This window comes from Streptomyces sp. (genome assembly GCF_035644915.1).
Taxonomy (GTDB): domain Bacteria; phylum Actinomycetota; class Actinomycetes; order Streptomycetales; family Streptomycetaceae; genus Streptomyces.
Genome location: NZ_DASQNP010000244.1, coordinates 1 through 24389 on the forward strand (window position 1 = coordinate 1; position 24389 = coordinate 24389).

22 protein-coding genes and 1 pseudogene are annotated in these 24389 nt (G+C 73.9%); 11 read left to right on the top strand and 12 right to left on the bottom strand.

The window, feature by feature from the left end; genetic code table 11:
- Positions 1–217 precede the first annotated feature (217 nt).
- Positions 218–1869 (top strand): annotated as a pseudogene (locus tag VE546_RS25850) (CocE/NonD family hydrolase).
- A 91-nt stretch (positions 1870–1960) separates the two neighbouring features.
- Here the strand turns inward: VE546_RS25850 and VE546_RS25855 are convergent.
- The 5 genes from VE546_RS25855 to VE546_RS25875 form a co-directional block, all read right to left on the bottom strand.
- Complete coding sequence (locus VE546_RS25855; protein ID WP_324926446.1) at positions 1961–2611, bottom strand: CatB-related O-acetyltransferase; 651 nt, start codon at positions 2609–2611, stop codon at positions 1961–1963.
- Positions 2612–2617: 6 nt separating this feature from the next.
- The gene (locus tag VE546_RS25860) at positions 2618–3346 is read right to left on the bottom strand and encodes a DinB family protein (RefSeq protein WP_324926448.1); all 729 of its coding nucleotides are present in this window, start codon (positions 3344–3346) and stop codon (positions 2618–2620) included.
- Between the two features lie 28 nt (positions 3347–3374).
- Positions 3375–4022 carry an HAD family hydrolase gene (locus VE546_RS25865; RefSeq protein WP_324926450.1) on the bottom strand — a complete coding sequence of 216 codons (648 nt, stop codon included), beginning with the start codon at positions 4020–4022 and terminating at the stop codon, positions 3375–3377.
- A gap of 88 nt (positions 4023–4110) precedes the next feature.
- Positions 4111–5376 (bottom strand): RNA polymerase sigma factor, encoded by a 1266-nt coding sequence (locus VE546_RS25870; protein WP_414720589.1) that lies wholly within the window; start codon positions 5374–5376, stop codon positions 4111–4113.
- 7 nt (positions 5377–5383) lie between these two features.
- Entirely contained in the window at positions 5384–5737 is a 354-nt protein-coding gene (locus VE546_RS25875) for a YciI family protein (RefSeq protein ID WP_324926452.1), read from the bottom strand.
- Positions 5738–6050: 313 nt separating this feature from the next.
- Here VE546_RS25875 and VE546_RS25880 point away from each other — a divergent pair, with 313 nt between their 5' ends.
- The gene (locus VE546_RS25880; protein WP_324926454.1) at positions 6051–6473 is read left to right on the top strand and encodes a phage holin family protein; all 423 of its coding nucleotides are present in this window, start codon (positions 6051–6053) and stop codon (positions 6471–6473) included.
- Entirely contained in the window at positions 6470–6748 is a 279-nt protein-coding gene (locus VE546_RS25885) for a DUF3618 domain-containing protein (RefSeq protein WP_324926456.1), read from the top strand. Before VE546_RS25880 ends, VE546_RS25885 begins: the two co-directional genes overlap by 4 nt.
- A gap of 60 nt (positions 6749–6808) precedes the next feature.
- Here the strand turns inward: VE546_RS25885 and VE546_RS25890 are convergent, their stop codons facing one another.
- From VE546_RS25890 to VE546_RS25900, 3 genes are all read right to left on the bottom strand, one after another.
- Entirely contained in the window at positions 6809–7843 is a 1035-nt protein-coding gene (locus tag VE546_RS25890) for a YihY/virulence factor BrkB family protein (protein WP_324926458.1), read from the bottom strand.
- 70 nt (positions 7844–7913) lie between these two features.
- Entirely contained in the window at positions 7914–8171 is a 258-nt protein-coding gene (locus VE546_RS25895; RefSeq protein WP_324926460.1) for a hypothetical protein, read from the bottom strand.
- The gene (locus VE546_RS25900; protein WP_414720592.1) at positions 8168–10429 is read right to left on the bottom strand and encodes a serine hydrolase; all 2262 of its coding nucleotides are present in this window, start codon (positions 10427–10429) and stop codon (positions 8168–8170) included. The genes VE546_RS25895 and VE546_RS25900 overlap by 4 nt, the downstream gene beginning before the upstream one ends.
- Before the next feature lie 259 nt (positions 10430–10688).
- On the opposite strand from VE546_RS25900, the gene VE546_RS25905 reads away from it, so the two are divergent.
- From VE546_RS25905 to VE546_RS25915, 3 genes are all read left to right on the top strand, one after another.
- A complete protein-coding gene (locus VE546_RS25905) occupies positions 10689–11450 on the top strand; it encodes a GOLPH3/VPS74 family protein (RefSeq protein WP_324926579.1) in 762 nt (253 codons plus the stop codon).
- Between the two features lie 216 nt (positions 11451–11666).
- Positions 11667–12527, top strand: coding sequence for a helix-turn-helix transcriptional regulator (locus VE546_RS25910; protein WP_324926464.1), 861 nt, complete (start codon positions 11667–11669; stop codon positions 12525–12527).
- 209 nt (positions 12528–12736) lie between these two features.
- The gene (locus tag VE546_RS25915) at positions 12737–12946 is read left to right on the top strand and encodes a DUF397 domain-containing protein (protein ID WP_324926466.1); all 210 of its coding nucleotides are present in this window, start codon (positions 12737–12739) and stop codon (positions 12944–12946) included.
- Between the two features lie 163 nt (positions 12947–13109).
- On the opposite strand, the gene VE546_RS25920 is transcribed toward VE546_RS25915, so the two are convergent.
- Both VE546_RS25920 and VE546_RS25925 read right to left on the bottom strand, forming a co-directional pair.
- Positions 13110–14234, bottom strand: coding sequence for an ADP-ribosylglycohydrolase family protein (locus VE546_RS25920; protein WP_324926468.1), 1125 nt, complete (start codon positions 14232–14234; stop codon positions 13110–13112).
- Positions 14235–14426: 192 nt separating this feature from the next.
- The gene (locus VE546_RS25925) at positions 14427–17042 is read right to left on the bottom strand and encodes a bifunctional FO biosynthesis protein CofGH (RefSeq protein ID WP_324926470.1); all 2616 of its coding nucleotides are present in this window, start codon (positions 17040–17042) and stop codon (positions 14427–14429) included.
- Positions 17043–17337: 295 nt separating this feature from the next.
- Between VE546_RS25925 and VE546_RS25930 the strand changes: the two genes are divergently transcribed.
- From VE546_RS25930 to VE546_RS25950, 5 genes are all read left to right on the top strand, one after another.
- Positions 17338–17739, top strand: coding sequence for a hypothetical protein (locus VE546_RS25930; protein WP_324926472.1), 402 nt, complete (start codon positions 17338–17340; stop codon positions 17737–17739).
- 136 nt (positions 17740–17875) lie between these two features.
- Positions 17876–19414 carry a CehA/McbA family metallohydrolase gene (locus tag VE546_RS25935; protein ID WP_324926474.1) on the top strand — a complete coding sequence of 513 codons (1539 nt, stop codon included), beginning with the start codon at positions 17876–17878 and terminating at the stop codon, positions 19412–19414.
- 201 nt (positions 19415–19615) lie between these two features.
- Positions 19616–22549, top strand: coding sequence for an AfsR/SARP family transcriptional regulator (locus tag VE546_RS25940; RefSeq protein ID WP_324926581.1), 2934 nt, complete (start codon positions 19616–19618; stop codon positions 22547–22549).
- 225 nt (positions 22550–22774) lie between these two features.
- Positions 22775–22933 carry a sigma-like protein gene (locus VE546_RS25945; protein ID WP_324926476.1) on the top strand — a complete coding sequence of 53 codons (159 nt, stop codon included), beginning with the start codon at positions 22775–22777 and terminating at the stop codon, positions 22931–22933.
- Between the two features lie 203 nt (positions 22934–23136).
- Positions 23137–23265, top strand: coding sequence for a hypothetical protein (locus VE546_RS25950; RefSeq protein WP_324926478.1), 129 nt, complete (start codon positions 23137–23139; stop codon positions 23263–23265).
- A gap of 105 nt (positions 23266–23370) precedes the next feature.
- Here VE546_RS25950 and VE546_RS25955 read toward each other — a convergent pair whose 3' ends face one another.
- Together VE546_RS25955 and VE546_RS25960 are read right to left on the bottom strand one after the other, a co-directional pair.
- Positions 23371–23850, bottom strand: a complete 480-nt coding sequence (locus VE546_RS25955) for a hypothetical protein (RefSeq protein WP_324926480.1) — start codon at positions 23848–23850, stop codon at positions 23371–23373.
- Between the two features lie 134 nt (positions 23851–23984).
- On the bottom strand, positions 23985–24185 hold the full coding sequence (locus VE546_RS25960) for a hypothetical protein (RefSeq protein ID WP_324926482.1): 201 nt from the start codon (positions 24183–24185) through the stop codon (positions 23985–23987).
- Positions 24186–24389: the final 204 nt, after the last annotated feature.

The following is a 24389-nucleotide window of genomic DNA, read 5'->3' on the forward strand; positions in this document are numbered from 1 at the left end:
CCGTCATGCGTCACGGTCTTCCTGCTCCTCTCCCCGACTCCCCGACCGCCGAGGCCGTTGTGGATGTTGCGGACGTTGCGGACGCCATCCAAGCATCCTCTATTCTCGTACACCGTACGTAAATTGAGGAGGGGCCCACATGCCACCACGCACCCACGACGCCGTGCCAAGGCCGGCCCGGAGAACGCCTTCCCGGAAGCCGCCCCTGTCCTCACGGATGCTGAGGGCGACCTGGCGCGGCCTCCCGGTCAGGCGGTACGACGTCGGGTGGGAACCGGGACTGGTGGTGCCGGCCGCCGACGGCAGCCCGTTGATCACGGATCACTACTTCCCCCGTGCGGAGGGCGACTTCCCCACCCTCCTGGTGCGCTCGCCGTACGGCAGGGGGCTGCCGTGGTCCCCCATGTACGGCGTGCTCTTCGCCGAACAGGGCTTCCACGTGGTCCTGCAGAGCTGCCGCGGCACCGGCGGCTCGGGCGGTGAGTTCCACCTGTGGGGAACGAGGCCGCCGACGGCCGGGCCACGGTGTCCTGGCTGCGCGGGCAGCCCTGGTTCAACGGAACGCTGGGCACGGTCGGCCCCAGTTACCTGGGATACGTGCAGTGGGCGCTCGCCCTGGACCCGCCGCCGGAACTGAGGGCGATGGTGGTGCAGGTGGGGCTGCACGACCCCATGCCCTGTTCCACGCGGACGGTGCCCTCCGGCTGGAGAACGCCCTGGTGGTCGGCGTGGGCATGACGCACCAGCACCGGGGGGGTCGTGCCCTTCGCGAGGGCGACGCTGCGCCTGCGGCGCCGGCTGCGCGACATCACCACCGCGCGGCCGCTGCGCGGGGCGTACTCGTCCGCCATGGGAGACGACGTGCCGTGGCTGGAGGACGCGATGGCGCACCAGGACGCCGACGACCCGTACTGGAGCGGTGCGTCCCTGGCCCGGGCGGCCGAGCAGCCGGGCGTACCCACCGGCCTGATCACCGGATGGCACGACGCCCTGGCCGACCAGACCTTCGAGCAGTACGCCCGGCTGCGTCGGGCCGGATGCGACACCGCCCTGCTCGTCGGCCCCTGGACCCACACCTCCGCACTGCAGCAGGGCTGGCCGGAGGTGTTCACGGAGAGCCTCGCCTGGCTGCGCGCGCACCTGTGCGCCGAGCCGTCCGGCCTGCGCCCCACCCGCGTGCGCGTGCACGTCGGCGGCGAGGACGTGTGGCGGGACCTCGACGACTGGCCGTTCTCCCCGGTCACCACCCCGTGGTTCCCCACCCCGGACGGGCACCTCACCCGGCAGGCCGCCGCGGGCTCCGCGCCACTGGCGTCCTTGCGTTACGACCCGGCCGATCCCACGCCGTCCCTCGGCGGCCCCCTGCTCTCCCCCACGGCCGGACCCCGCGACAACGGCGCCCTGGAGGCCCGGGGAGACGTCCTGACGTTCACCGGCCCTCCCCTGGCCGAGCCCGTGGACGTCCTCGGCCCGGTCTCCGCGCGGCTGAGCGTCTCCACGGACACCGGACACGCCCACGTCTTCACCCGGCTGTGCGATGTGGACGCGCAGGGCCGCTCCACCAACGTCTGTGACGGGCTGGCCCGGCTGGAGACGGTGGGGCAGGCGCCCTCGGAGGTCACCGTGCCGATGAGTTCCACCGCCCACCGCTTTCCGGCCGGCCACCGCGTCCGGTGGCAGATCAGCGGAGGTGCCCATCCGCGCTACGCCCGCAACCCCGGCACCGGGGAGCCTCCGGTCGACGCCACCGGCTTCGCACCGACCCGCATCACGCTCCACACGGGCTCGGCGCTGCTGCTTCCCCGTGGTTCCCGGGCCGCGGACCCCTCTGGCGTGGAGCCCTCTGGCGGCGGACACCCCGAGGCGTAGACGGCGGCGCGCGGCCGAGGAGGCACCCGCCGACGTCACCGGGGCCCTGCGGGACCTGCCCGCCCGTTGAGGGGAGCCGGGCGGACGGCGGTCAGTCCGGGCCGGCCGGGGCCACGGCCCACAGGTCGTCGACGCTGCCGGACATGATCACCCGGATGTGCTCGGTGATGTGCCGGACCGGCCAGTCCCACCAGGCCAGGTCCAGGAGACGGGCGATGTCGGCGTCGTCGAAGCGGCGGCGGACGAGCCTGGCGGGGTTGCCGCCGACGATCCCGTAGTCGGGGACGTCCTCGACGACCACGGAGCCCGTCGCGACGATCGCGCCGTGTCCGATGCGGACGCCGGGCATCACCGTGGCCCGGTACCCGAGCCACACGTCGTTGCCGACCACGGTGTCGCCCCGGCCGGGCAGGCCGGTGATCAGGTCGGCGTGCTCGGCCCAGGAACCGCCCATGATCGGGAAGGGGAACGTCGAGGGGCCGTCCATGCGGTGGTTGGCGCCGTTCATGATGAACCGCACTCCCGTGCCCAGCGCGCAGAACTTCCCGATGACCAGCTTCTCCGGCCCGTAGTGGTACAGCACGTTGCGGGTCTCGAACGCGGTCGGGTCGTCCGGGTCGTCGTAGTAGGAGAACTCCCCGGCCTCGATCAGCGGCGAGGTCACCAGCGGCTTCAGCAGCACCACGCGCGGCTGTCCGGGCACCGGGTGGAGCACCGTCGGATCGGCGGGAACGGCGGGCATCACGCGTCAACTCCTCCGCTGTGCCGCGGCCGGCGCCGCGGACCGGTCCGGCTCGTGGTCGTGGTCCTCCGCCCGGGGCGCGCCGTACCAGCGCCAGGCGGTCCGGCGCGGGCGGCCGGGCAGGTCGCCGCGGCCGGTGGCCCACAGCAGGGCGGGCCAGGGGTCCGTGGCCGCCGGGACGTCCGGGAAGAGCCGGGCGAGCACCCGGGCGCACAGGTCGGCGGGCGGGTGCCACGGGAGCCCGGGCCCGAGGGTCACGTCGTGGGTGTGCACCAGGGTCTCCACGATCCCCATCGCGGCGAAGCCCTCCGGATCCGACGCCCCGAAGACGTGGTGGGCGCGGACGTCCGGGGACGTCGTGCGCACCACGGCGGCCAGCAGCGCGCCGCACGCCTCCAGCACCCGCAGCAGCCCCTCCGGCCCCGCCGCGCGGTCGGCGTGGACGGCGTTCGCCGGGCCGCCGGGCCGCCGGCTCTCCCACGCGAAGGGCACGTTCCCGTCCGGCGGCGATCCCCCGGAGCCCAGTTGGGCGGCGTACGCGAAGAGGTCGTCGCCGAGGTGCTCGACGGTCTCCCAGCGGCTCCACTCCAGCGTCCCGGCCCGGTCGTCCCAGCCGTCCGCGGGCACCTCGCGCAGGGCGGCCGCGGCGAGCCGCACGGCGCGGTCGAGGTCGTCCGCGGTGACGGGAGACGGTGAGGGCGGGGCGGGCGGGGCGGCGCCGGCTGTTCGGTACACGGCGGAGACCGTACCGGTGCCGCGGGCGTCAGGTCGCGGCAATATCCACCAGGTCCAGCAGCTCGTGGAGCGAGTCGATGTGCCAGTCGGCGGGCGCGGCCTCGGGGGTGCCGGCCCACAGGTGGCCCCACGGTCCGCGCCGCAGGTGGGCGACGCGCAGGCCGTACGCCTTGGCCGGTGCCACGTCGTTGACGGGGTGGTCGCCGACGTACACGACGGCGTGCGGGTCGGCCCGGGCGAGGTCGACGACCCGGGCGAAGAACCCGGGCGACGGCTTGGCCACGCCCCACTCGTCCGAGGTGGCGACGGCGTCCACCGGGAGGTCGAGGGCGCGCAGGAGCTGTCCGGCGCGGGCGGTCTGGTTCCCGGCGACGACGACGCGGAGCCCGGCCCGGCGCAGGGCGTCGAGGGCGGGGCGGACGTCGGGGTAGAGGTCGGTGTCGTCCAGGTGCTCGCCGCGTCCGGCGGCCTCCCGGGCGGCGTACTCGGCGCCGACGTCGATGCCGGGGCGCAGGAGGCGGAGGGCGTCGGCGCTGTCCCGTCCCTGGCCGACGACGGCGCCGACCAGGGCGGCGAGGGTGTGCCGCGGCACGCCGAGCCAGTCGGCCCAGCTCCCCCAGTACCGGTCGTCGCGGACCAGGGTCTCGCCGATGTCGAGCGCGATGGTCTTCAGCATCGGGCCAGCCTATGGTGGCCGGCGCCGGCGGCGACGGGTTTCCGCCGCGGGCGGCTCCGGGCGGCGGGCGGCTCCGGGCGGCGGCCGGTCACGTGCCGCCGAGGGCCTGGCGACGGCGGCGCAGGAAGTCGCGTTCGGCCCGGTTGCCGGTGCGGGCGATGGCCGCCTCGTACGCCGACGCCGCCTCCGCCTCGCGCCCCAGGCGCCGGAGCAGGTCGGCGCGGACGGCGTGGAGGACGTGGTAGCCGTCGAGGCGGGGGGCGAGGGCGTCCGCCAGGGCGAGGCCCGCCTCCGGCCCCTCCACCTCGGCCACGGCCACCGCGCGGTTGAGGGCCGCGACCGGGTTCGGGGCGACCGCCAGCAGGTGGTCGTACAGCCGCAGGACCTGCCGCCAGTCGGTGTCGGCCGCGGTCGGCGCGTCGCTGTGCACGGCGTTGATCGCCGCCTGGATCTGGTACGGCCCGGGGCGCCCCAGCCGCAGGCACCGCCGGACGATGGCCTGCCCCTCGGCGATCAGGCCGCGGTCCCACCGGCCGCGGTCCTGCTCGGCGAGCGGTACGAGTTCCCCGTCCGCCGTCGTACGGGCGGCCCGGCGCGCCTGGGTGAGCAGCATCAGCGCCAGCAGCCCCTGGACCTCGGGCTCGTCGGGCATCAGCTCGGCCAGCAGCCGCCCCAGGCGGACGGCCTCCGCGGCGAGGTCCTCGCGGGCGAGCCGGTCGCCCGCGGCGGCCGTGTGCCCCTCGTTGAAGATCAGGTAGACGACGGCCAGCACGGCGCGGAGGCGGTCGGGCAGGTCGGCCTCGCGCGGGACCCGGTAGGGGATGCGCGCGTCGCGGATCTTGGCCTTGGCCCGGACCAGCCGCTGGGCCATGGCCGACTCGGACACCAGGAAGGCGCGCGCGATCTCCGCGGTGGTGAGCCCGCCCAGCAGCCGGAGCGTCAGGGCGACCTGGGCGTGGGTGGCGAGGGCGGGGTGGCAGCAGGTGAAGATCAGGCGTAGCCGGTCGTCGTGCACGGGTCCCTCCTCGGCGGCTCCGCCGGCCGGTTCGCCGGCCGGTCCGCCGGTCTGTTCGCCGTGGGCCCGCAGCAGGGCGGCCCGGGCGTGCCGCTCCTCGCGGACCGCCTCGCGGCGCAGCCGGTCGATCGCCCGGTTGCGGGCGGTGGTGATGATCCAGCCCGCCGGGCTCGGGGGCACTCCGGTGACCGGCCACCGCCGCACCGCCTCGGTGAACGCCTCCTGGACCGCCTCCTCGGCGGTGTCGATGTCCCCGAAGCGCCGGACCAGGGCGGCGACCGCGCGTCCGTACTCGGCACGGAACACGCGGTCGATCTCGCCGGCGGGCAGGACGGGCACGCCGGGGTCAGCCCTCGGCCACGGCGTCGAACGGCCGCACCTCGATCGGGAGGGTGGTGGCGCGGGCGAGCCTGCTCCCCCAGGCGAGGGCGGCGTCCAGGTCGGGCACCCTGATGACCGTGAACCCGCCGAGGTGCTCCTTGCCCTCGATGTACGGGCCGTCGGTGGTGAGCACGCCGTCGCCCTCGGGCCGGAGCACGGTGGCCGTCTCCGGGGCGTTCAGGCCCCCGCCGAAGACCCACACGCCGGCCTCCGCCATCTCCCGGTTCAGGGCGTCGACGTCCCGCATCACCGGCTCCAGGATCTCCGGCGGGGGCGTGCCCCCGTCGGGCTGGTACACGCTGAGCAGGTAGTGCTTCATGGCTGTTCTCCTCGGGTTCTCCACGGGTTCGCCGGCGGCGCCGCGCCGGCTCCTCACCCCCTATACGAACGGCCCCTGCCCGGATCGACACCCTGACACGACCGCGTCCCGGATTTTTTCCGGCGGACGGCAGGGGGCGGGTCCCGGCACCGGCCGGACCCCGGTGGGCCGGCGCCCCGTCCGGTCGCGTCCCTCCGGTGGAACCGGCCGGGGCGGTCCCCCGTCCGGGCGCCCCGAGAACGGGTGACCCGTGGTTAGCGGGCGGTGAGCGGAGGTACTGGGAGCGCTGACCCACGAGGGGAGCGCAACGACGATGAGCACAGCGCAGCGGACGGACGGACACAGGCAACGGAGCGAACGCTCCGTCGGGGAGCTGGTGGCACAGGCCACCGCGCAGGTGTCCCAGCTCGTACGGGAGGAGATGCAGCTCGCCCGGATGGAGATGACCGAGAAGGGCAGGCGGGCCGGGCTGGGCGGCGGGCTGCTGGGCGGCGCCGCGACGGTGGCCTTCCTCGGGATGCAGGCGGGAGTCGCGGCGGCGATCGCCGGTCTGTCCACGGTGTGGCCCGTGTGGCTGTCCGCCCTGGTCGTCATGGCGGCGCTGTTCCTCGTCGCCGGGGTGCTGGCCTACACGGGCCGGCAGCAGGTGCGCAGGGCGACGCCGCCCAAGCCGGAACGGGCGATCCAGGGCGTGCACGAGGACTTCGACGAGATCAGGGCGAGGGTACGGCGATGAGCGTTCCAGAGACTCCGGGCATCCCCCGTGATCCCGACACCCCGACGGAGCTCCGCGCGCGGATCGAGCACACGCGCCGGGAACTGGGCGACACGCTGGAGGAGCTGGCGGCCAAGGCCGACCTCAAGAGCCGTGCGCAGCAGAAGGCCTCGGAGGCGATGCGGACCGGGCGGAGCAAGGCACGGCCGCTGGCCATGGCGGCGGGCGGCGTCGTCCTCGCCCTCGGCCTGGCGGCGGCCCTGGTGCTGTACCGGCGGCAGCAGGGGCACCACTGATCCGGCCCCCGGTCCGGGGTGCCCCACCCGCTGTCCCGGTCCGGTGTCCCGGTCCGGTTCTCAGTCCGGCGCCCGGCCGGAGGGACCGGGGGCGCCGGAGGGATCGGGGGCGCCGGAGCGGGGCTCGCCGGACGCCTTCCGGTCCCGCTCCTCCCGCTTCTCGCGCCGCTTCCGCCCGCGGCGCCCGATCTCCCGCCGCAGCGAGCGCGGCCACCTGGTGGTGTCGCGCGGCTCCACGTACGGCTCCTCGCCCGGCGGGAGCCCGCTCTCGTACGCCTGCCTGCGGGCCAGTTCCGCGTCCAGCTCCAGGCCGAAGAGGATGGCCAGGTTCGACAGCCACAGCCAGACCAGGAAGATCACGACCCCGGCGAGCGTGCCGTAGGTCTTGTTGTACGAGTGGAAGTTCGCGGTGTAGAGCGCGAAGCCGCCCGAGGCGGCCACCCACAGCAGCACGGCCAGCAGGCTGCCGGGCGCCATCCGCAGGCCCCGCAGCCGGGCGTTGGGCGCGGTCCAGTAGAGGATGCTGATCATCGCCGCCACCAGCATCACCAGCACCGGCCACTTGGCGATCGACCACACCAGCAGCGCCTGGTCGCCCAGGCCGACGGCCGTGCCGACCTGCTCGGCCACCCCGCCCGTGAACACCACGATCACCGCGCTCAGTGCGAGCAGCACCATCAGCACCAGCGTGACGCCGATCCGCAGCGGGGTGAGCTTCCACACCGGGCGGCCCTCGGGGATGTCGTAGACGTGGTTGGCGGTGCGGATGAACGCCGCCACGTAGCCGGACGAGGCCCAGACCGCGGCCAGCAGACTGACGGCGGCCAGGAAGCCGCCGCCGGTGCTCTGCCGCAGTTCGCCCACGGCGTTGCGCAGGATCTCGCGGGCCGGGCCGGGGGCGAGCTGCTGCAGGTTGTCCAGGATGTGCTTGGTCGCCTGCTCGCCCACCACGCCGAGCAGCGAGACGAGCAGGAGCAGGGCCGGGAAGATCGACAGCACGCCGTAGTAGGTGAGGGTCGCCGCCCGGTCGGGGATCTCGTCGTCCAGGAACTCCTTGACCGTGCCGCGCAGCAGGCCCCACCACGTCTTCGTCATGCACTACTGGTTTCCTGACCGGGCCCGGTCATGTGCGGGTCACGCGGAGGAGGCGGAGCGGTCCGCCGGCTCAGCCGCCCCCGGGCACGGGGCGCATGCCCCCGTACCAGGCCGGGTCGTACGCGGAACCGGGGTGTCCGCCGGCGAATTCCGCCCATGCGTCCTGCGCCGCCGGGCCGCCGCCGCTGTCGGCGAACAGCAGGAACCACAGCAGGCGCGGCACCACCGCGCGCAGCAGCGTGACGGCGACCGTGGCGGTACCGCCGGGCGGCCGGCGCTCCCCGCGCCGGCCGCCCGTACCGCCCGTACCGCCTCCGCGGCGGATCACAGGATGCGGGTGAGCCGCGCTCCCACGCCCGGTTCGGCCTTCTCGTCCTGCACCGCCACCGGCACCCGCACCTGGCCCGGTCCGCTGCCGACGGTCAGGGTGCCGACGGTCTCGCCCGCCGCCGCCTCGTGCGGCACGCCCTTGCCGCCGTCGGTCAGGGCCAGCTTCACCTTCAGGCCGGGCCAGCCGACCGCCGTGACGTCCTCGGTCGCCACCAGCGGGGTCCGGCCGCCGAAGCCGTCGTCCACGTAGCCCACCACATCGCCCTTCCGGACGATCTTCTCCGTCTCCAGGACGCCCTGCGCGGAGAGCATGAGCTCCTTGCTCTCGGCGATGACCGTGTCGATGATCGCCGGCCGGTACTGCCCGAGGACCGCGCCGACGATGAGCTGCGTGGTGCCGCCGATCTTCTTCTCGGCCGCGAAGAGCAGGTTGCCGCCGGCGGCGGTGCTGGTGCCGGTCTTGATGCCGACCGCGCCGTTGAAGGGGACGAGGCTGTTCCAGTTGCGGTGGTTGGTGCCGTGGCGGTCCTCGTAGGAGGGCAGCTTGACGATCTCCCGGAAGACCTCGTAGTCCATCACCTTCTTGCCGAGCTTCACCTGGTCGGCGGCGGTGCTGACGGTGTCCTTCCGCAGGCCGCTGGGGTCTGTGTAGGTGGTGTTGGTCATCCCGAGTTCCTTGGCGGCGGCGTTCATCTTCTTCACGAACGCCTCCTCGGACCCCGAGTCCCAGCGGGCGAGCAGCCGCGCCACGTTGTTCGCGGATGCGATCATCAGGGCGTTGAGCGCCTCGCGGAGGGTGATCTTCTCGCCCTCCTTGACCTCCACGGTCGACTCGCCCTGGGAGACGAGGCCCGCGTCCTTCTCGGCCTGCCGGTCGACGGGTATCTGCGGGCCCTCCTCGCCCTTCTTCAGCGGGTGCTCGCGCAGGATGACGTAGGCGGTCATCGTCTTCGCCACGCTCGCTATCGGTACCGGCTTCTGCTCCCCGTAGGAGCCGAGCGAGCCGAGCCCCTCGACCTCCACGACGGCCTGGCCCTCCGGCGGCCACGCCATGGACGGCTTCTCGCCGTCGAACGAGTACGTGGCGGCGGCGGTGAGCTTCAGCTCCGGCTCGGGCAGGGGCCGCAGGAGCTGGACGACGGAGAAGATGATCACCAGCAGCACGACGAGCGGCGACCAGATCTTGACCCGCCGCAGGGCGACGCGCAGCGGGGTCTCCGGCGGGGCGGGCTTGTTCGTCAGCTCGGCCAGCAGTTCCAGCGGCTTGTGCGGCGGCAGCGGCTGCTGCTTCGTCCGCTCGGCCTCCGGCAGCTCGGCGGGGCCCGACGACCGCGACCGCTCGGACGACGCGGTGGATTCGGACGCGCGGGGGGCGTCGGTGGACCGCAGCGGTACGAAGCGGCTCGTCCGCTCCGCGTCGCCCTCCTCGCTCCCCTCGCCCTCCTTCCGGTCCTCCGGCTTCCCCGCCGGCTTGGGAGCGGCCGCGGGGCGTACGGCCCGGAACATCGCGGTGGGCTGGTCGCCCGGGTCGGCGTCCGGGGTGTCCTTCCCGGCCTTCTCGGCCTTGCCGGCCTCGTCGTCCTTCTCGGCCTCGTCGTCCTTGTCCGCGGTGTCCCCGGTCGCGCCCTTGGGCACGCGGAACACCGCCGTCGCCTGGTCCACCACCCGCCCGGACTTGGCCTCGGACTCCGCGTCTCCAGCCTTCTCGGTCTTGTCTGCCTTCTCGGTCTTGTCGGCCTTCTCAGCCTCGTCCGCGGCGTCCCCGGTCGCGCCCTTGGGCACACGGAACACCGCCGTCGCCTGGTCCACCACCCGCCCGGACTTGGCCTCGGCCCCGGCTTCCGCGTCCCCGGCCTCCCTGGCCTCCTCCGCCTTGCCGGCCTTGTCCCCGTCGTCCGCGGCGTCCCCGGGCTCCGCATCGCCGTCCGCGCCGTCCGCCTCCCGGGCATCGGCATCGGCATTGTCGTCGGCGTCAGCGTCAGCGGTGACGTCGGCATCGGCATCGTCGGTGGCGCCGTCGCCCGCGGCGTCGTCCGCGCGGTCCTCGTCGCCGGCCTCTCCGTCCGTCTCCTCCGCCGTCTCGGCGGTCCCCCCGGAGCCGCCACCGTCCGGCGACGGCTCCTCGTCGCCGTCGGCCTCCGCGGTGCTCCCGGCGGTCTCCTCGCCGTCCCGGGGCGGTTCGCACAGCGCCACGCGAGGGTCACGAGCCCGTTCGGGAACCGTTTCCACCTTTCCCGTCGTCTCCCCCGACGACATCTTCCGTTCCGACCTGTCGGGGGACTTGCCCGCCACCGAATACCTCCCGCTTGTGTCCGCCACTCGTCGTATCAGTAAACAGTGTCCTGAACACCGGTTCGGACCCGGCGCTCCGGCCCCGTTTCGGACCCGCGAGGGCCCGCTAAATTGCCAGACGGTAACGACATACCTACTGGTTCCATGACAAAGCCCTCAGGCACTCTCGACAGACCTCTGTGAGAGGGGTCACCCTGTCATGCATCCACGCGGGGAGGCATGGATGGGCAGGAGCCGCAGAACACTTCCGGAGGAGCTTCTGCTGCTGGCCCTGGACCCGGCCACGGGTACCACGGCGCAGCCGCAGTCGCTCGACCTCGGCCTGGCCGGGGCCCAGCTCGTCGAGCTGGCTCTCGCAGGACGGATAGCCCCTGACGGGGATCGAATAGCCGTGGTGCTGCCACGGCCGACCGGAGATCCGACCCTGGACTCCGCACTGGAACTGCTGCGCAGGCGCGGCAGCCCCGTGCGGGCGGTCCACTGGATCGGTGGGCCCAGGCTGGGTCTACGCCAAACCTATCTCACGCACCTGGAGCGCTGCGGCATGGTGCACGCCGTATCGAGCCAGATGTGCGGGGTGTTGCCGACGACTCGCTACCAGGCGACGGACACGGCCGTCAGCCGGGAGATCAGGGCCCGGCTCGACAATGCGATCCGCACCGGTGTTCCCCCGGACCCGCGGACCGCCGCGCTCGCCGCGCTGGCCCATGCGGTCGGCCTCGGCAAGCACCTCTATCCCGGCAACGAGGGACGGTCATCCCGTTCCAGACTGCGGGATCTGATCAGGCACGACCCGATGGGCGGCCTCGTCGCGCACGCCGTGATGGACGTGCAGAACGGCGTGGCGGCCCAGCCGCGGCGTGCCGCTCCGGGCAGGGGCGGTGCGGGCGGTTCCGGAGGCCGGTCGGTGGCGCGGTCGTCCGCGTCCCAACCGCTTCCCGGGCAGAGCCGGCGCGGGGGCATGGCCCGCGCGGGCGTCCGCTGACTTCCGCACCCACACGGATTCCACAGTCCGGCCGAGCCCGGTCCGGGAGCCGCGAAGCGCGGGGTGGCGGTCCACACGCCGGAAACGGCGGTGGCACCGCCACCCCGCGCGTGCGTGTGTGCACCCTCTGTGGCTATTTCCCAGCGGAACCGCCATGGTTGGTGGCAACCTGCTTGAGGGGTAGTCGTATTAAGCGTAAGCGGAGGTGTACGCACCGTGGCGTCCAACGTCAATCCCACCGTCAGACGGCGTCGGCTGGGTCAGGAGCTGCGTCGGCTCCGCGAACTCAAGGGCATGACGGCCGAGGAGGTCGCCGACCGGCTGCTGGTCTCCCAGTCCAAGATCAGCAGGCTGGAGAACGGCCGCCGCAGCATCAGCCAGCGCGACGTCCGCGACCTGTGCGGGGTGTACGAGGTCGAGGACCGGCGGATAGTCGAGTCGCTGATGCAGATGGCCAAGGAGTCCAGGCAGCAGGGCTGGTGGCACGCGTTCGGGGACATCCCCTACAGCGTGTACATCGGCCTGGAGACGGACGCGGCGTCCCTGCGGGTGTACGAACCGCAGGTGGTGCCGGGCCTGTTGCAGACCCAGGCGTACGCGGAGGCCGTCGTCGCGGGCGCGCTCCCCGAGGCGTCGGCGGCGGACATCGAGAAACGCGTGAAGGTGCGGCTGCGCAGGCAGGAGCGCATCCACGACACCAAGAACCCGCTGCGGCTGTGGGCGGTGATCGACGAGGCCGCGCTGCGCCGGAGGGTCGGCGGGCGGCAGGTCATGCGGGAGCAGTTGGAGCAGTTGGTCGACCTCTCACAACTCCCCCATGTGACGGTGCAGGTGATGCCCTTCTCCATGGGAGCGCATCCGGGGGTCAACGGCCAGTACGCGATCCTGGAGTTCCCGGACGCGGCGGACTCGACGGTGGTCTACCTGGAGGGCGTCACCAGCGACCTCTACCTGGAGAAGGCCAGTGACGTCCACAGCTACAGCGTGATGTACGAGCACCTGAGGGCGCAGGCGCTCAACGCCGACCAGACGCGGGAGTTCATCGAGGACATCATCAAGGAGTACGCCCGGGGTTGACGGCCGGGCGCCGCACCCGGTGTCGCACTCCGCGCCGGAAGGACGGCGCGACAAGTTACACCGCACGATGTGCCCATGTGAAGAGCTGCTCGGAATATGCCATCCGACCGAGTGAACAGGGGCTTCGGCGAGCCGAGTTGACGGGTACCGTCGGCCGCACGCCGGGCCAGCCCGGCTCTTTCCACCGTCTGGGAGAAACCGGAGCAGACATGGCAATCCGACAGGGCATGACCGATCAGTGGACCAAGTCCAGCTACTCCACCGGGAACGGCGCGTGCGTGGAGGTGAAGTCCCCGGCGCCGCAGGCGGTCGCCGTGCGCGACTCCAAGGTCCCGCAGGGGCCGTCGCTGGCCTTCGTCCCGGGTTCGTGGACGGCCTTCGTGGGGGCCGTCGGCCGGGGCGCGCTCACGCGCGGCTGATCGTTCCTGCACGGACGCGCGGCGCGGCGGTGCACGTACACCTCATGACACCCCTGTGCCCCACCGCCTCGTGACGCGTCCCGTCACCAACCGGAGCCCTCTCGTCTGGTCCGCCGTCCCGGCCGAGAGGGCTCGGCCTCGCCCCGGCCCCGCCCCGGGCGCGTCAGGCCCGCGGATAGCGGGTCAGCCAGCCCGGTGAGCCGGTCGGGGTGGCCGGGCTGTGGAGGGCCGGCCCCTGGGTCATCTCCATGGCGAAGTCGTCGGCCAGTTCCAGGATCGTGGCCCGGCCCTCCAGTTCGGCCACCCAGTTGGGCGGCAGGGCGGTCTCCCCGTGCAGGACGCCCAGCAGGTTGCCGCAGATCGAGCCGGTGGAGTCCGAGTCGCCGCCGTGGTTCACGGCGAGCAGCAGGCCGTGCCGGACGTCCTCGGCGACCAGCGCGCAGTACACGCCGATGGCCAGCGCCTCCTCCGCCGTCCAGCCCTGCCCCAGCGACTCCACGCGCTCCGCGGTCGGCAGCCCCTGGCGCACGGCGCCGAGCGCCTGCTTGAGGGCGTCGGTGGTCTCCTCGTGGCCGGGGTGGGCCGCGAGGTGGACCAGGGCGCGCTGTACGGCGGCGTCCAGGCTCTCGCCGCGGGCGACGGCGTGGACGATGACGGCGAAGGCACCCGCCGCCAGATAGCCGGTCGGGTGGCCGTGGGTCTGGACGGCGCACTCGATCGCGAGCTGGAAGACCAGGTGCGGCTCCCAGCCGACGAGCAGCCCGAAGGGCGCGGAGCGCATCACGGTGCCGCACCCCTTGGAGTCGGGGTTCTTCGGCGACTCGATCGTTCCCATCCGGTTGTCGGCGAGCCCGGTCAGGCAGGCGCGGCCGGGGGCGCGCTGGGAGTACAGCCACTCCTGGCGGGCCAGCCAGCCGTCCTCCTTCCGGCGCTCGTCCGGCCCCCAGTCCCGCTGGGTGGCGGCCCAGCGGCGGTACGCGGCGTGCACGTCGGTCGGCGGGTGCCAGGCGCCGGTGTCGCGGCGCACATGGGCGCGGATGAGCCCGTCGACGGTGAACAGGGTCATCTGCGTGTCGTCGGTGATGGCCCCGCGCCGCCCGTAGGCGGGCACGTAGTCGGTCACCCCCTCGGGGCCGTGGGCGCTGCGGATGGCGTCGAGCGAGTCGAACTCGATGCCCGCACCGAGCGCGTCACCGATGGCCCCGCCGAGCAGGCAGCCGCGGACCCGGCTGCGGAAGTCCTGCTGCTCGGCACGCCCCCATATGCCCCCGCCCGCTGTCGCGGTCACTGCGCCGCCCCCTCCGTACGTCCAGTCCGCACGTGCAGTGCTCTCCTCCGCACTCGGTCCGCACTGTAATCGACCACCGGCGGTCGGGAGGGAACGGAAGCGGACGGGGACCGGGAGATGACCGCGCGGACGGCCGGAAGGCGCCGTACGGCCGCCGGCCGCGCGATCCGGCGGCCGTTCCCGGCGGCGGTCTCAGTCGTCGAGTACCGGCAGCAGCTCCGGGAGGTGACCGTCGGAGGCCAGGGCCGTCCGCACGCGCTCCTCGGGCACCTCGCCGTAGGTGGTGGTGCGGGGGCGGGCCGGGCGGCCGGCGGCCTCGGCGATGGCGACCAGGTCCCGCACGGAGCGGTACGAGCCGTAGGAGGAGCCCGCCATGCGGGAGATGGTCTCCTCCATCAGCGTGCCGCCCAGGTCGTTGGCGCCCGAGCGCAGCATCTCGGCGGCCCCCTCGGCGCCCAGCTTGACCCAGCTCGTCTGGATGTTGGTGATGTGCGGGTGCAGCAGCAGGCGGGCCATGGCGGTCACCGCGCGGTTGTCGCGCACCGTCGGCCCCGGGCGGGCGATGCCCGCGAGGTAGACCGGGGCGTTGGTGTGGACGAACGGCAGCGTGACGAACTCCGTGAAGCCCCCGGTCCGCTGCTGGATCTCGGCCAGGAGGCGCAGGTGGCCCAGCCAGTGGCGCGGCTGGTCCACGTGCCCGTACATCATCGTGGACGAGGAGCGGATGCCCAGCTCGTGCGCGGTGGTGATCACCTCGACCCAGGTGGCGGCCGGCAGCTTGCCCTTGGTGAGGATCCAGCGCACCTCGTCGTCCAGGATCTCGGCCGCCGTGCCGGGGATGGTGTCGAGCCCGGCCTCCTTGGCGGCCGTCAGCCAGTCGCGGATCGACATGCCGGTGCGGGTGGCGCCGTTGACGACCTCCATCGGGGAGAAGGCGTGCACGTGGATGTCCGGCACGCGCTCCTTCACCGCCCGCGCGATGTCGAAGTAGGCGGTGCCGGGCAGGTCCGGGTGGATGCCGCCCTGCATGCACACCTCCACCGCGCCGACCTCCCACGCCTGCTGCGCGCGGTCGGCGACCTGCTCCAGGGAGAGGGTGTAGGCGTCGGCGTCGGTGCGGCGCTGGGCGAAGGCGCAGAAGCGGCAGCCGGTGTAGCAGACGTTGGTGAAGTTGATGTTGCGCGTGACGATGTACGTCACCTCGTCGCCGACGGTGTCGCGGCGCAGGTCGTCCGCGATCCGGCAGAGCGCGTCCAGGGCCGGGCCGTCGGCGTGCAGCAGGGCCAGCGCCTGGTCGTCGGTGAGGCGGGTGGGGTCGTCGGCGGCGGTGGAGAGCGCGGCGCGCACCTCGGCGTCGATGCTCCCTCCCCGCCCGCCGCCGGACGGCGGGGGCTCGGGGGCCATGCCGGGCGCGGCGCGCTCGCGCAGCTCCTCCCAGTCGCCGTACACCTCGTCGAAGTCGGCGCGCCGGTCGCCCGTCCGCCCCTCGGTGTCGATGGTGCGGTGCAGGTCGGTGCGGCCGGTGGCGGTGAACGTCTCGTCGGGCTCCTGCCAGGGCAGGCCCCGGGGCACGGCCCCCTCGCGGGCCAGGCCCGTGTCCGGATCGGCCAGGGCGGTGACGTGCGGCAGCAGCCGGGGATCGAGCCAGGGCTCGCCGCGCCGGACGAACTCCGGGTAGACGCACAGGCGTTCGCGCAGCTCGAACCCGGCCGCGGCGGACCGCTGGGCGAGCAGGTCGATCTGCGGCCAGGGCCGCTCCGGGTTGACGTGGTCGGGCGTCAGGGGCGACACCCCGCCCCAGTCGTCGATGCCGGCGGCGATGAGCCGTCCGTACTCGTCGTCCACCAGGTTCGGCGGGGCCTGGAGGCAGGCGGACGGTCCCATGATGTGCCGGGCGACGGCGACCGTGGCGACGAGGTCGTCGAGTTCGGCGTCGGGCATGCCGCGCATCGCCGTGTCCGGCTTGGCACGGAAGTTCTGGATGATCAGCTCCTGGATGCCGTGGTACGCGCGGGCGACGCGGCGCAGCGCGAACAGCGACTCCGCCCGCTCCTCGTACGTCTCCCCGATCCCGATGAGCAGCCCGCTGGTGAACGGCACGGAGGAGCGGCCCGCGTCCTCCAGGACGCGCAGCCGGACGGCCGGCTCCTTGTCGGGGGAGCCGTGGTGGGGCCCGCCCGGCTCGCTCCACAGCCGCTCGGCGGTGGTCTCCAGCATCATCCCCATGGACGGGGCGACCGGCTTGAGCCGCTGGAAGTCCGTCCAGGACAGCACGCCCGGGTTGAGGTGCGGCAGCAGCCCGGTCTCCTCCAGGATGCGGATGGCCGTGGCCCGCACGTACGCGATGGTGTCGTCGTAGCCGTGCGCGTCCAGCCATGCGCGGGCCTCGGGCCAGCGGTCCTCCGGCTTGTCGCCGAGGGTGATCAGCGCCTCCTTGCAGCCCAGTTCGGCGCCGCGGCGGGCGATGTCCAGGACCTCGTCCGGGGACATGAACATGTCGTGGCCCGCGCGGCGCAACCTGCCGGGGACGGTCGCGAAGGTGCAGTAGTGGCACCTGTCGCGGCACAGGCGGGTGAGCGGGATGAAGACGCTCTTGGAGTAGGTGATCACTCCCGGCCGGCCGGCCGCCTCCAGGCCGGCGTCCCGCACCCGGGCGGCGGAGGCCATCAGGTCGGCGAGGTCGTCGCCGCGCGCCTGGAGCAGCACGGCGGCCTCGGAGACGTCCAGCGCGACCCCGTCGCGGGCGCGTCTGAGCGCGCGCCGCATGGCGTTGGCGGTGGGGGCGGCCGGGGTGCTGCTCGACGTCATGGCCCGAGCATACGAGCGTCCGCCGACAGCGGCCGGAAGCGGCGGCTGCGGGCATTCTCACACCTCGCGGGCGCTCCGCGGCGTTTCACGGGCGCGGACCGGTACGGAGCAGGGCCGGGTGGGGCGCGGGGTCGGGTGGGGCGCGGGAGGAAAACGGGGGTGGTGCCCCGCATCCGCGGGCGCCTCCGGTGGCGTCTACGGTTCCGGATCCCGGACCTCGGGGTCCGTCCGCGTCCGCTCTCCGCCACCCCGGAGGCGGCCGGTTTCCGCTTCCGTCCGCACCCGGGGGATCCTCATGCGCATCGCGACCGTTCTCGCCCTGCTGGGCGCCCTGCTGGTGGGCGCACCCGCCGCCCATGCCGCGTCCAGCGCGTCCACCGCCTCCAGCGCGTCCACCGTGTTCGCCGCGCGGACCGCCGCTGCCGTCGGGGACGCCGGGGACGCCGGCACCCGGGCCGCGGCGCCCGCCCGCTCCTCCGGCGGCAGCGGGGGCAAGAGCAGCACGTCCAGGAGGTCCGGCACCTCCGGGGCCGCCGACACGGCGAACGAGTCCACGGCCACGTCCAAGTCCAAGGGGAAGAAGTCCAGGAAGAAGGGGAAGGGCTGGATCATCGCGGTGGTGGTCGCCGGTCTCCTCCTGCTCGTCCTGCTCCTGGTGCTCCTCCTCGTCCGCAGGGGGAAGGGCGACCGGCGCTGAATCCTTCTCGCCCCGGTGGGTGTGACACGGCGTCACGGGTTGTCGGCCGGGTTATCCACAGGCCTTTCCCCGACCGTCAGGTGCGCGTAGAACAGTGACGCGCACCACATCCGACACGACAGGGCGGGGTTTCGGCATGGAACGGCGCGATGTACTGAGGCTGTCCGCCGCGGCGGGGGCCGCGGGCGTGCTCACGCTCCCGGCGGTGTCCTTCGCGCACGCGGAGAACGACGGCGGGGCGGAGCGGGGGGAGGGCGAGGAGACGCGCACGGTCCGGGGGCACCTGCCCACCGGCGCGCCGGATTTCGTCTACCTGCCCGTCGAAGTCCCGCGCGGAGTGCGGGAGATAGCCGTCTCGTACACCTACGACAAGCCCGCCGTACCCTCCGGCACTCCCGGCAACGCCCTGGACATCGGCATCTTCGACGAGCGCGGCACGGCGCCGCCCGGGCACGGGTTCCGGGGCTGGTCCGGCGGCTTCCGCACCGAGTTCGCCATCAGCGCGGAGAGGGCGACCCCCGGCTATCTGGCCGGCCCGGTGCGGCCCGGCACCTGGCACGTGGTCCTGGGCCCGTACACCGTCGCCCCGCAGGGCATGGAGTACGAGGTCGGCGTCACACTGCGGTACGGCGAGCGGGGCAGCACGCCGAGGCCCGCGTATCCGCCGCACCGGGCGAGGGGCCGGGGGCGCGCCTGGTACCGGGGCGACTGCCACCTGCACACGGTGCACTCCGACGGGCGGCGCACCCCCGAGGAGGTCGCGGCGGCCGCGCGGGCGGCCGGGCTGGACTTCATCGCCACCACCGAGCACAACACCACCTCCGGGCACGGCGCCTGGCAGGGGCTGTGGGGGGAGGACCTGCTCATCCTGTGCGGCGAGGAGGTGACCACCCGCAACGGCCACTACCTGGCGATCGGCACCGATCCGGGCACCTTCGTGGACTGGCGCTACCGGGCGCGCGACGACGCGTACGGCCGCTACGTGCGGACCGTCCACCGGGCGGGCGGGCTGGTGGTCCCGGCGCATCCCAACTGCCCGTACGTGGGCTGCCAGTGGAAGTTCGGCTACGCGGGCGCGGACGCGATCGAGGTGTGGAACGGGCCGTGGACGGCCGACGACGAGCTGGCGCTGGCCGCCTGGGACAACATGCTGGCGGCGGCCGGCCGGGAGCGGGCCGGCGGTGGGGAGGGCCGGTGGACACCGGCGATGGGCAACAGCGACGCCCACCGCGAGCCGCAGGTCGTCGGGCTGCCGCAGACGGTCGTCCACGCCGAGGACCTGTCGCGTGCGGCCGTGCTGGAGGGCATCCGGAGGGGCCGGAGCTGGCTGGCCGAGTCCTCGGGGATCGAGCTGGCGCTGTCGGCCACCGGCCCGCGCGGTGAGCACGCCGGGATCGGCGAGCGGCTGCGCGTGGCGCCGGACGCGGAGGTGACCGTACGGCTGGAGGTCTCGGGCGTTCCGGACGGCACGGCACGGCTGCTGACCGACCAGGGCGAGATGCGCTCGGAGCGGCTGCCCGCCTCCGGCTCCGGCACGGTCGCCTGGCGCACCACCGCGTCGCTGGCCTCGTACGTCCGCGCCGAGATACGCCGCCCCCGGCCGGGCGGCGCCTCCCCGGAACTGCCGGGGCCGATGGCGGCGATGACGAACCCGCTCTGGCTGGATGTGCATTGACCGCACTCCACGGCAGAGTGATATGACGATACGTCAGGCATCGGTGCATCTGTCGGGCCGTCGGCCATCGGTTGTGTCGCGGGTTTGCGGCGACTGTGGGGAGAGGGGGAGACACGGCTGACGCGGCGGTCCTTGACAAGGCACACTGACGGCTGCGGGTCGACACACTTCGCAGGGGGCACCATGGACGGCGAGGAGCACATGGGGCGCGAACTACAGCGTCAGCCGGACAACAGCCACCACCGGCTGCGATTCGCCGTGCTCGGGCCCGTACGCGCCTGGCGTGACGGCGAGGCGGTCAGTGTCGGCTCCCCGCAGCAGCGCGCCCTGCTGGCGGCCCTGCTGCTGCGCGGCGGGCAGACGGCCACCGCGCAGGAGCTGGTGGACGCGCTGTGGGGCGAGGAGCCCCCGCAGCGGGCCCTGGCCGCGCTGCGCACCTATGCCTCGCGGCTGCGCAAGGCGCTGGGCGCCGAGGCGCTGATCAGCGAGTCCGGCGGGTACGCGATCCGGCTGGGCCCGGACACCGAGCTGGACGTGGACGTGGCCACCGCCCATGCCGTCGAGGCGGAGAAGGCGGCCTCCGGCGGGGACCGCCGGCGGGCGCGGGAGCTGTACGGCGCGGCGCTGGCCTGCTGGGACGGCGAGACGCTCGCCTCGGTGCCGGGGCCGTACGCCGAGACCCAGCGGACCCGGCTGGAGGAGTGGCGGCTGTCGATGCTGGAGCACCGCCTGGACCTGGACCTCCAGCTCGGTTCCCACGCGGAGGCGGTCAGCGAGCTGACCGCGCTGACCGCCGCCCACCCGCTGCGGGAGCGGCTGCGCGAACTGTTGATGCTGGCGCTGTACCGCAGCGGCCGCCAGGCCGAGGCGCTGGCCGTCTACGCCGACACCCGCCGGCTGCTCGCCGAGGAGCTGGGCGTGGACCCCCGCCCGGAGCTGGCGGAGCTCCAGCGCCGCATCCTCCAGGCCGACGACGAGTTGGTGAGACCTCCCGAGAACTCCACGCCTCCGGGCACCGCCACCTTCGTACGGCCCGCCCAGCTCCCGGCCACCGTGCCCGACTTCACCGGCCGGGCGACGTTCGTCGCCGAGCTGAGCGACCAGCTCGTGACCGCCGAGAGCCGGATCATGGCCGTCTCGGCGGTCGCGGGCATCGGCGGCGTCGGCAAGACCACCCTGGCGGTCCACGTCGCCCACACCGCGCGGGAGCGCTTCCCCGACGGCCAGCTCTACGTGGACCTCCAGGGCGCGGGCCCGTCCCCCGCCGAGCCGGAGGCCGTCCTGGGCGCCTTCCTGCGCGCCCTGGGCACCCCGGACTCGGCGATCCCCGAGGGAGTGGAGGAGCGGGCCGCGCTCTACCGCTCCCTGCTGGCCGGCCGCCGCATCCTGACCCTGCTGGACAACGCGCGCGACGCCGCCCAGGTCAGGCCCCTGCTGCCGGGCACCGAGGGCTGCGCGGCGCTGATCACCAGCCGGATGCGGATGGTGGACCTGGCCGGCGCGCACCTGGTGGACCTGGACGTCATGAGCCCGGAGGAGGCCATGGCGCTGTTCACCAAGATCGTCGGGGAGGAGCGGGTCGGCGCGGAGCGCGAGGCGGCCATGGACGTGGTCGCCGCCTGCGGCTTCCTGCCGCTGGCCATCCGCATCGCGGCCGCCCGGCTGGCCGCCCGCCGCACCTGGACGGTCTCGGTGCTGGCCCGCAAGCTCGCCGACGAGCGCCGCCGGCTGGACGAGCTCCAGGCCGGGGACCAGGCGGTCAAGGCCACCTTCGAGGTCGGCTACGGCCAGTTGGAGGCCGAGCAGGCCCGCGCCTTCCGCCTGCTGGGCCTGGCCGACGGGCCGGACATCTCCGTGCACGCCGCCGCCGCGATGCTGGACCGCTCCCCGGAGGAGACCGAGGACCTGCTGGAGTCCCTGGTGGACACCTCGCTGCTGGAGTCCGCCGCCCCGGGACGCTACCGCTACCACGACCTGGTGCGCCTGTACGCGCGCGCCTGCGCCGAGCGCGACGAGCACCCGCCCTCGGAACGGGAGGCGGCGCTGTCCCGGCTGCTGGACTTCTACCTGGCCACCGGCCACGGGGTGTTCGCGCTGTCGCGCCCCGGCGACCGGACGGTGGCGCACCTGACGGCCGCCGAGCGGCCCGGGCTGGCCTTCGACGACCGCACCGCCGCGCTGGACTGGCTGTTCACCGAGGCCGACTGCCTGCTGGCCTGCGTGGAGCAGGCGGCGGGCAACGGCGTGCTGCGCCGCGCGGCCGACCTGCTGATCCTCGCCAAGGACCTGGCCGATTCCGGCGTCCACTCGCTGCGCTACGAGCGGGCCGCCACCGCCGTCTGCCGGGCCGCGCGGGCCGCCGGGGACGCCTGGGCCGAGGGCCGGGCCCGGATCATGCTCACCCACGTGGGCACCGTGACGGGCCGTTTCGACCAGGCCGACGACAACGCGCGGCGCGCCATGGAACTGACCCGGTCCACCGGCGATCCACTGGCCGGCGGCTACGCCCCCAACGACCGCGGCATCATCGCCCTCTCCCGCGGCCGTTACGCGGAGGGCGAGACGTACCTGGAGCGGGCGATCGAGGTGTTCCGGGCGGACGGCAACCGCCCCAGCGAGGCCAGCGTGCTGTGCAACCTCTCGCGGACCCATCTGGGGCTGGGCCGGATCGACAGCGCGATCCGGCTCGCCGAGCAGGGCGTGGCCATCTACGCGGACATGGGGATGACCATGCGGCTGGCGAACGCCCGCTACGCCCTGGCGATGGCCCTGACCGGGGCCGGACGCACCACCGAGGCGCTGGACCAGCTCAACCAGGCCCTCGCCCTCTTCCGCGACAGCCGCCAGCCGATGTGGGAGGGAGCGACCCACCTGCGGATGGCCGAGGCCCACCTGGCGGCGCAGCGCCCCGCGCAGGCGGCCGCCCACGCCGAGCGGGCCCTGGCCCTGCGCGTGGTCGGCGGGGAGTGGCGCCGGGGGAACGTGCTGGTGGTGCTGGGCCGCGCGCTGGACGCGCTGGGCCAGACGGGCCGGGCCCGGGCGTGCTGGCAGGACGCGCTGGACGTCTTCGAGTCCCTGGACTCCCCGGAGGCCGCGACGGTGCGGAAGCTGCTGTCGCCGGCCGTGGCCGCGTAGGGCCGAGCGGGCCGCACGGCCGCCGGCAGCGGACGTTCATCGATTGTTTATCGCCCCCCGCCATGCTTATGCATAACGATCCGCCGCGTCGGGGGGCAGGCGGGTCGGGGGCCCAGACCCTGCACCAACGGGATGAGTGGCCCGGAGAGTACGCCTGGCGGCCCACGGGGGAGCCGCCGGGCGTACTCGGGACCTCCCGCCACCAGAACCTAGGAGTTGGCCCGCATGAGCGACACCGCCAAGAAGATCAAGAAGGACGGCCCGCAGCTCGAGAACCACGCTCCGACTCCCGGCGACGGCGCTCCGACGACCCAGGAGAACCACGCGTCGGGCGGTGAGGTCACCACCCTGGAGAACCACGCTCCCAGGGACGGCGCGAAGTAACCCAGGACCACGCCCTACGGGGGACACAGGGGACCGGTCCCGGCGGCGCAGAGGGGGAGCCGCCGTGACCGGTCCCTGTCATGTACATCGAGGCGATTACCGGACAGTCGTGTGCGGGAAAGAGAAACATACGCCCGGAAGAGTTACCTTCGCCCCTGCGAACCACGGAGTTCCCACCCCCCGGCCCATCCCTAGGAGTTGGCATGACCCGCGTGAAGAAGTTCCTGGCCGTCCTGGCGATAGCGACGGCAATGGTGGGCCTCGGTACGGCGCCGGCCCTGGCCGAGAACCACGTGCCGAGCCCCTCGCCGTCCCAGCCCCTCGGCGGCTGAACCAAGGCCCCTGTCCGGGGCGTGAGGAGCCGATCGGGGCGGGACCGCATCACGGTCCCGCCCCGAATCGCGTCGTACGGGCCGTCGTACGGCCCTCGCCTGCGGTCAGTACCTGGTGGCGCTGGTGACCTCGCACCGGGTGACCTCGGAGCCGTCCCGGCCCCCGGTGTACACCCCCTCGGCCTCGACGGTCGAGACCTGCCCGGCGGGCACCCGGTGACCGAAGACCGAGGCGGTGCCCCAGGAGAGGCCCTGTGCGTCCTTGAACTCGACGGTGATGCCGTAGGTCATGGCCGTGCCCGCATCGGGGTTGTCGATCCGCAGCCGTGCGACCACCTTCCGTTCGGCGTTCACCTTGCAGTCCGCGATGGTGACATCCCGCGTGGCGCTGTCGGTGCCGCTGCCCCCGGTGCCGCTGCTACCGCTGGAGGAGCCACCGCTGGTGACCCCTCCCGAGGTGGACGTCGACGAGCTGCCGCTGTCACTGTCGCCGGAGCAGCCGCCCCCGCCCGACCTCCGGGCGCCCGTCAGTGCCACCAGGACCACGGCGGTGACGGCGACCACCCGAACATGGCGAAGCTTCACGCTTCATCCCCCTAGAGAACAGTGCGCTGGGCATGAGTGTCATGCCCATGCCACCCCATGGGGCGCATTGCCCCCGGGTGGCTTCGGACACCCGGAAACCACGCGCCAGAGCCCCCGGCGGTTCCGCCCCGCCCTCACACGACCCGGTCGAGCCGGCAGTCCTCCACCCGGGAGGCCACGCCCGGGGCGCCGGGCTCCACCTCGACACGCTCGGTCCCACCGGCCCTCAGGCGGACGCGTTCCGATCCGGTGTCCACCACGGGGCCGTCCTCGTCCAGGAAGTCGACGTAGACCGTGTACGTCTCGGTCCGGCCGTTGGAGACCGGCCCGACCACGGCCTTCCCGCCCGCGCCGGCGCAGCCGACGACCTCGGCGTCCGGCTCGCGGTCGCGGGAGGAGCCGGACCCCGAACGGGTGCCGCAGGAGCTGCCGCCGCTCGTCGTGTACCGGTGGCCGCCGCCGTCGTGCGACCCGCCGGAGCTGCCGGAACCGTCCTTGCCGCAGCCACAGCCGCAGCCCCCGCCGCCGCTCCCCCGGCC